This is a genomic window from Micromonospora sp. RTBAU3-60, from assembly GCF_054963695.1.
Window position 1 is genome coordinate 53,367 of the sequence record NZ_JBUEGB010000036.1, and the last position, 6,785, is coordinate 60,151.

The window sequence follows — 6,785 nt, forward strand, 5'->3', positions numbered from 1 at the left end:
GGGACAGAGCTACCGGACGGGTGGGGTAGTGGTAGGAGAGCGCGTCGTACCCGCTTCGGACCAGGTCGCGCTCGTCGGTGCTGCCCATCCTCGGGACGCTACGAGTCTGGGTGCGGCTTGCCGATTCAGTTACGCGAGCATCTGGCGGGACGCAGGTGTGACCGCCGCATCGCGTGGCTCAGTCGCTAGGTGAGGGCGACCGCGTCATGGCGGTCCCAGCGCCGGCCCGCTCCGCGAAGGCTGGCTCGACGGCATCCGGGAGGACGGCACAGGAGCAGGGCCGGGAGTCGCAGCGGTGCCGCCGTACCACGTCGCGAGGCGGTCCTGTAGACGAGCGTGGCGGAACTGGTAGACGGGACCCGCGGTACGTAGGACGTGGCGGGTGCGGGCATCTTCCAGGAAGCTCATCAGCCGCACCGGGACGACCCCCGATCGACGCAGCTGGAGGAAGGCCAGCCCGGCCGGCCAGGTCTCTGAATACGAAACCCCGGCCGCGAGCCCGAACGCGAGCCCGAACAGCAGGCCGTCCGCGAGCCCGGTCAGGAGCCCGAACACGAGCCCGGACACGAACGCGAACACGGACCCGAACCCGAGCCCGAGCACCAGCCCGAGCCCGAACCCGTGCTGACGAGCCCGTCGCCAGCAGGTGATCGGATCGATAGGACTGCCTGGCTCCACTGAGGAGCGCGAGATGGCGAACACCAGTACGGTGGTGAGCCCGATCGCGAGACCGCTCACGAGTCCGACCATGAGCCCGAACACGAGGCCGCCGAAGAGCCAGGCCATCACCCCGAACGCCAGCCCGGACGTGAGTCCGCCGACGAGGCAGTCCCACAGGTAGCGGCGGGCGCCGAGGGAGGACCAGCGGACCGATCCGAGCTGTTCCGGCTCGCCGCCGCCCCGGGCGCACACGAGCGCAACGACGAGTCCCATCACGAGCCCGATGGCGAGTCCGCCGGCGAGCCCCACCGAGAGCCCTTGTGCGAGTCCGAACACGACGCCCGCGAGCCCGAACATGAGCATGGTGGTGATGACGCGGGGAAACGCGGGCGCCCAGGTGGGGATCTGCCACCAGGCCAGATCGCGCATGCCGTCCTGCCGCATCCGGTCGGCGAGGTAGCCCAACCACTGCTGTGCCTGCTCCACGGTGTATCGCGATGGCGGCTGGCCCGGCCGGGTCGCGTAGGCGGCGGGCAGGACCCGGTCCAGAAGTTCGTCTTCCACCTGGTCCCGTCCGGTGAACCGGCTCGCATCCAGCAGGACGTTAACCTGTTCGCCGTCGGACAGGGTGTCGCGGACCAGGCCGAGCATCAGCGGAGTGTCCAACGCCTGGGTCACCACGCTGTCCGGGCAGTCCCGGACGTGCTCGACAAGCCGTTGCCAGGCGGCCGGCGCCGGATGTACGCGGCATCGCGCCAGATACGCCGCCGCCTGCTTGGGCGGGACCGGCTGCAGTTGCACCGCCGCGGCCCGGTGCAGATGCCGTTCCGCGGCGGCGTCGACCATCTCCCGGCTGCGGGTCGTCACCACCAACCGCATCGCCGTGACCTGCTCATCCAGGGCCCGCAGCGCCACCGGCCGAACCGCCTCGGGAAGCTCGTCCAATCCGTCCAGAAACAGCGCCACCCGACCGTGGCGCACCAGCGCCGCCGCCGCGTCGGGGCCGTACTCGGCCGCATTGAGAAAGGGGTAGAGCGTCCCCAGCCGGCCCGCCAGCCAGTCCTCGACCGGTTGGGTCGCCGGATCCCAGCCGTGCGGGGTGAACAGCACCGGCACCGGGGTGCGTCGCCGCTGCTCGTCCGCCAGCTCGAACCGGTGGGCCAACGCGTCCAGTGTCAGCAGGACGGCCGCACCCGACTTGCCCGCCCCCGGGGCACCGATCACCAGCAGCCGGCCCGAGTCGACGCCGCCGTACACTCCCAGCAGGTCGGCCAGTCCGCCCTCGTCCAGGTCGACCGAGGTGACCCGTGGCAGCCCGGGCAGCGGCGCAAACCCGAGCCCACTGGCGCTGGACACGGCATCGGCCACCGATCCGGTCACCGGCAGCGTCGACCAGCGCCAGCGCACCGGAACCGGCGCTGGATACCGCAGCAGGCGATCCCTGGCCTGCGTCTCCCACTCTGCCCGAACCGCAGCCGCCAACGCGTCCGCCGCACGGTCCAGGCCGTCCGCTGCCGGTGCAGCTCTGGCGGTCCGGGCACGCCACAGCCAGAGCGTGACCGGTACGGCAAGGGCCAACACGGCCGTGACCGCTTGGATCACCGTGCCGGCGAGGCTACGGTCCTTGGCCTGGAACAGGTAGCCCAGAACGCCCACGACGCCGACCAACCAGATCAACAGGGCCGGCCACACCCAACGGCGGTGCCTACCAGACATGCCAGGCAGTGTGCCGGACCGGGACCAGCGCCGCCACGACCCGAACAGCCGGACCAGGCGAGCCGGGGCGATACTCACTGCCGGCCTGCTGATTCCGGCGGCTGATCGAGGCCAGTCGATCAGGGTGCACGAGCGCGCGCTGCGGGCGGGGCGCCCGGTACGACCTCGACAGCGGCCCCGTCACGCTGGTGGCCTGACCCGAAGTTCGCGACGCCCGGGGGCGCGAGGCGTGCCTCCGGCCGGGCTGCTGGTGGCGGCCGCGCCGGCGTCAGCTGTGCAGCGCCGCGGTCAGCAGGTCGTACGTGGCCTGGTCGAAGGCGACGAGGCGGATCTGCTCGACCTTCGTCGGCGTCGCCCGGATGGTCGCGATCGCGATCGTCGCCGCCTGATCGGCCGGGAAGCCGTAGACGCCGGTGGCGATGGCGGGGAAGGCCACGCTGCGGGCACCGATCTCATCGGCGACCTCGAGGCTGCGCCGGTAGCACGACGCCAGGATGCCGGCCTCGCCGTGGCGGCCACCTTCCCACACCGGACCGACCGTGTGGATGACGTGGCGTACCGGTGGGTCCAGGTCGAACGCGGGCGTGGCCACCGCGTCGCCTGGGGCGCAGGGTGCGAGCGCGGCGCCCGCCTGGGCCAACCGCGGCCCGGCCGCCCGATGAATCGCCCCGTCCACCCCGCCGCCACCCAGCAGCGACTCGTTCGCCGCGGTGACGATGGCGTCGACGTCTTCGCTGGTGATGTCGCCCAGCATCACTTCGACTGTCGGCATGGGCCGATGATGCCACTCGGCCTCGCCCCGGGCTGGCCAGCTGATTGACGGGTCGGCTGCGTGTCGGCGCGGAGGGCGGAAGCTTCGCGGGGCAACGCGGACTGGCGGTGGCTGGTTTACTGTGCGCCGTGTCGGAGCCGTTTCCCCCGCCGTCCCTGGACGGGCCGTCAGCCACGGGTACGCCGCCTGTCGCGTCGGAGTCGCCCACCCCGCGCCGGCGGTGGGTCCTGGTCCTGGTCGTCGCCGCGGTGGCGATGCTCGTCGGTGCGGCCGCGGCGACCACGGTCTTCCTGGTCGTCGGCCGGGGCGAGCAGCACCAGTACGCGGTCAACGTGTTCCTGGCCCACGATGTCACCGCCGAGCAGAAGGCGGCGATCGAGTCGGCGCTGGCCGGCCTGGAACCGGTGGAGGGCATTCGGTTCGAGAGTCGTGAGCAGGCGTGGCAGCACTTCAAGGAGATGGTGGAGGACCGGCCGGACCTGGTCGGGCAGGTCTCGGCCGACGCGTTGCCGGAGTCGTACCGGCTCACCACCGAGGGTCGGGAGTTCGACTGCGGGCGGCTGGTACCGATCCAGGGGCTGCCGGGGGTGGACGAGATCCAGGTGATCCAGCGGCCGACCGAGGGGCGGGCGGGCGCGGTCGTGAGCTGCGGCGGCTGAGGCGCGCCGTCCGGGCACCCGCGACCGGCGGCGCTGAGGCGGTGACGGACGGGTCCGACCGGTCGTCGATGCTGCCTCGACCCGGTCGTGGTCACCTCATTGCTTCCAGGATCATCCGACTAACGTCCGGCGATGGTGTGGCCAGGCCGGTGGAGTAGAGGCGATCAGCTGTGCTGCGAGACAGGACCCGGCGGTGGGACCCTCGGGTGTGGAACGCCACGCCGGAGGAGGTGGCGGCCGACTATCCGTGCGACCGCCACATGACTGTGCCGTTCCGTTCGTTCGTGCGGGCCGTCGACGTGGCGGCGCCCGTCCCGGTGGTGTACCGGTGGCTGTGTCAATTCAAGGTGGCGCCGTACAGCTACGACCTGGTGGACAACCTGGGCCGGCGCAGCCCCCGGACCCTCACCCCCGGTGCCGAGGAGTTGGCGCCGAGCCAGAAGTTCCTGATCTTCGAGGTGGTTGAGTTCGTTGCCGACGAGCACCTCACCGGGGTGATCGCCGAGCGGCATCGGCGCAGCTACGGCGACGTGGCGGTCACCTACCGGGTGACGCCGACCGCGGGTGGCACGCGGCTGGTCGGTCGGCTCGACGTCGGTGCCACCACCGTCTTCGAGCGGGCCCGCCGAGCGGCGCTGGCGGTCGGTGACGCGCTCATGGGCCGCAAGCAGTTGCTCACCATCAAAGCCCTCGCGGAAGGGACCGCTCGGGCGGAATGAACCGCGGATGTGCGGGCGCCGGTCGGGGGCGGGCGCGCCGGTGAAATGAGAGTGAACGCGAATCGCAATCGCATTTCCGGCCGCGAACCGTTCATTGTTGATGACGGCGGCCGGCGCGGGCCGTTTGCAAAACTGTTCGGCGTGCTCAGAGCCTTCGATGCCGGAAAAGTCAAGGTCGTTGGGGGAGTAGCGGCGTACCACCAAAGTGGTATCGATGAGGTCCGATGAGTTGCGCGGGCGTCCACCTTGGACGCAGCAGGGCCCGGGACGGGCTCACAGGCAGTTAGCTTCTACGCCAGATGCGTAGAGAAGAGGGAACGAAATGCTCCGCTTCAACATCCTCGGCAGCCTGGAAGTCCGGCACCACGGCCTGGACTGCACCCCCACCGCGCCGAAGGTCCGTGCGGTCCTCGCGTTGCTGCTGCTCCGGGCCAACCAGACGGTGAGCCAGGACACCATCTTCGACTGGTTGTGGGGCAACCGGCCGCCCCGGAGCGCCGCCACCACCACCCAGACCTACGTCTACCAGCTCCGGGCGCTCTTCGAGCGGGTGGGCGTCGCCGGCTCCGCCGACCAGGTCCTGATCACCCGACCGACCGGATACCTGCTGTCGCTCGGTGCGGAGCAGCTCGACGCGACCGTCTTCGCCCGCCTCTGCGAGGAGGGTGGCGCGCTGCTGGACGCCGGGCGGGCCGCCGAGGCGGCCCAGCGGTTGCGTACCGCGCTGTCCCTGTGGCGGGGGCCGGTGCTCGACGACGTGAACGTCGAGGACTGGATGGCCGCCGACCTCGCGCACCTCACCGAGCTGCGGATGCGGGCGCTGGAGCTGCGCATCGAGGCGGACGCCCGGCTGGGTCGCTACCGGGAACTGATCACCGAGCTGCGGGCCCTGGTCGCGGCACACCCGTTCAACGAGTGGTTCCACGCCCAGCTGATCACCGCACTGAACCGGTGCGGCCGGCGGGCCGAGGCGCTGCACGCGTACCGGAGCCTGCGGCAGACCCTCTCCGACGAGTTGGGCCTGGAACCGACGCCGGAGCTGCAGGAGCTCCAGCGGCAGGTGCTGAACGGCACGCCCGCCCGGCTCCTCGTCCCCGCGGGCTGACCGCCGACCGGCGCCCTCGGTCCGGCAGCGACGCGCGGACCGAGGGTGCCAGGGGCGTCACCCGTGTCCCGCGGTCACCCACGTGGCCGCGGGACGGCCGGCTTCTCCGGGCTGACCAGGTTCATGGCGATGGCCTTGTTCACCGCGTCGATCCGGGACACCGCACCCAGCTTGGTGAACACGTTGCGTAGGTGCCGCTTGACCGTGCCCTCGGTGATGTCCAGCCGCCGGGCGATCTGCGAGTTGCTGTACGCCTGGGCCACCAGGCTGACGATCTCCACCTCGCGGTCGGACAGGATCCGGGCGCCGGCGTCACTGACCTGCTCGAAGCTCTCCCGGGAGATCGACAGCATGATCCGGCCGGCGTCGGTCCGCACGCTGCGCAGCGCGGCGACCAGGTCGTCGCGGGTCACGCTCTTCAGCAGGTACGCGCGGGCACCGGCGCCGAGCAGCTCCCGCACCACGGTGGGCTCGTCGAACATGCTCAGGATGACGATGCGGGTGGCCGGGGCCGCCGCCAGGGTCCGGGCGATCGTGGTGGCGGCGTGGTCGCCGGGGATGCCGACGTCGAGCAGCATCACGTCGGGCCGGTGCGCGGCGGCGAACGCCACCGCCTCCGCGCCGGTGCTGGCCTCGCCGACCACGGTCAGGTCCGGCTCCATCGACAGCAGCTCGCGCAGGCCGTGCCGGAACAGCGCGTGGTCGTCGACGAGGAGGATCCTGGTCGGCGCGGGAGGCTGGGCAGACAGTGTCATCGATCGGTCCCCGGGAGTGGGATGAAGGCCTCGACGCGGGTGCCGCGACCCGGTGCGCTGTGCAGGAGGAGCATGCCGCCGAGTAGTTCGACGCGTTCTCGCATGGAGGCCAGGCCGGTGCCGCCGGTGGTGGCGGTGTGGTCGGGGTCGAAGCCTACGCCGTCGTCGTTGACCCAGACGCGGATCTCGTGTGGGGCGATGTCGACGTGGCTGAGGATGGTGTGGGCCTGCGAGTGGCAGAAGGCGTTGCGTAGTGCTTCGCGGACGACGAGGAAGACCTCGGCCAGTACTTCGGCGGGGATCCAGCCTTCGTCGCCGCTGACGGCGAGGTCGACTGCGGCGTTGCCTTCGCCCATGACGTCGAGGAAGCCGCGTAGGGCTTGTTCGAGGTTGTCGAAC

General features: G+C 71.3%; 8 protein-coding genes. 4 read left to right on the forward strand and 4 right to left on the reverse strand.

Features of this window, described 5'->3' with window-relative positions; translation table 11 throughout:
* Nucleotides 1-204: 204 nt before the first annotated feature.
* Both ACY34I_RS27265 and ACY34I_RS27270 read right to left on the reverse strand, forming a co-directional pair.
* Entirely contained in the window at nucleotides 205-2,376 is a 2,172-nt protein-coding gene (locus ACY34I_RS27265; protein WP_462757878.1) for a hypothetical protein, read from the reverse strand.
* Between the two features lie 268 nt (nucleotides 2,377-2,644).
* Entirely contained in the window at nucleotides 2,645-3,148 is a 504-nt protein-coding gene (locus tag ACY34I_RS27270; RefSeq protein WP_462757879.1) for an O-acetyl-ADP-ribose deacetylase, read from the reverse strand.
* A gap of 128 nt (nucleotides 3,149-3,276) precedes the next feature.
* Here ACY34I_RS27270 and ACY34I_RS27275 point away from each other — a divergent pair, with 128 nt between their 5' ends.
* From ACY34I_RS27275 to ACY34I_RS27290, 4 genes are all read left to right on the forward strand, one after another.
* Nucleotides 3,277-3,807: a permease-like cell division protein FtsX gene (locus ACY34I_RS27275; RefSeq protein WP_462757880.1), complete on the forward strand. Its 531-nt coding sequence runs from the start codon at nucleotides 3,277-3,279 to the stop codon at nucleotides 3,805-3,807.
* 170 nt (nucleotides 3,808-3,977) lie between these two features.
* The gene (locus tag ACY34I_RS27280; RefSeq protein WP_462757882.1) at nucleotides 3,978-4,526 is read left to right on the forward strand and encodes a hypothetical protein; all 549 of its coding nucleotides are present in this window, start codon (nucleotides 3,978-3,980) and stop codon (nucleotides 4,524-4,526) included.
* A gap of 51 nt (nucleotides 4,527-4,577) precedes the next feature.
* A complete protein-coding gene (locus ACY34I_RS27285; protein WP_462757883.1) occupies nucleotides 4,578-4,754 on the forward strand; it encodes a hypothetical protein in 177 nt (58 codons plus the stop codon).
* 94 nt (nucleotides 4,755-4,848) lie between these two features.
* On the forward strand, nucleotides 4,849-5,631 hold the full coding sequence (locus ACY34I_RS27290) for an AfsR/SARP family transcriptional regulator (RefSeq protein ID WP_462757884.1): 783 nt from the start codon (nucleotides 4,849-4,851) through the stop codon (nucleotides 5,629-5,631).
* A 74-nt stretch (nucleotides 5,632-5,705) separates the two neighbouring features.
* On the opposite strand, the gene ACY34I_RS27295 is transcribed toward ACY34I_RS27290, so the two are convergent.
* Both ACY34I_RS27295 and ACY34I_RS27300 read right to left on the reverse strand, forming a co-directional pair.
* Entirely contained in the window at nucleotides 5,706-6,386 is a 681-nt protein-coding gene (locus ACY34I_RS27295; RefSeq protein ID WP_148804228.1) for a response regulator, read from the reverse strand.
* Nucleotides 6,383-6,785 (reverse strand): sensor histidine kinase (locus ACY34I_RS27300; protein WP_462757885.1); only part of this gene is annotated, 403 nt, incomplete at its 5' end. The genes ACY34I_RS27295 and ACY34I_RS27300, both read right to left, overlap by 4 nt.

Bases quoted from the DNA above. Each gene is read 5' to 3' on its own strand.
- ACY34I_RS27265 (WP_462757878.1), bottom strand. From the start codon at position 2,376: ATGTCTGGTAGGCACCGCCGTTGGGTGTGGCCGGCCCTGTTGATCTGG.
- ACY34I_RS27270 (WP_462757879.1), bottom strand. From the start codon at position 3,148: ATGCCGACAGTCGAAGTGATGCTGGGCGACATCACCAGCGAAGACGTC.
- ACY34I_RS27290 (WP_462757884.1), top strand. From the start codon at position 4,849: ATGCTCCGCTTCAACATCCTCGGCAGCCTGGAAGTCCGGCACCACGGC.
- ACY34I_RS27295 (WP_148804228.1), bottom strand. From the start codon at position 6,386: ATGACACTGTCTGCCCAGCCTCCCGCGCCGACCAGGATCCTCCTCGTC.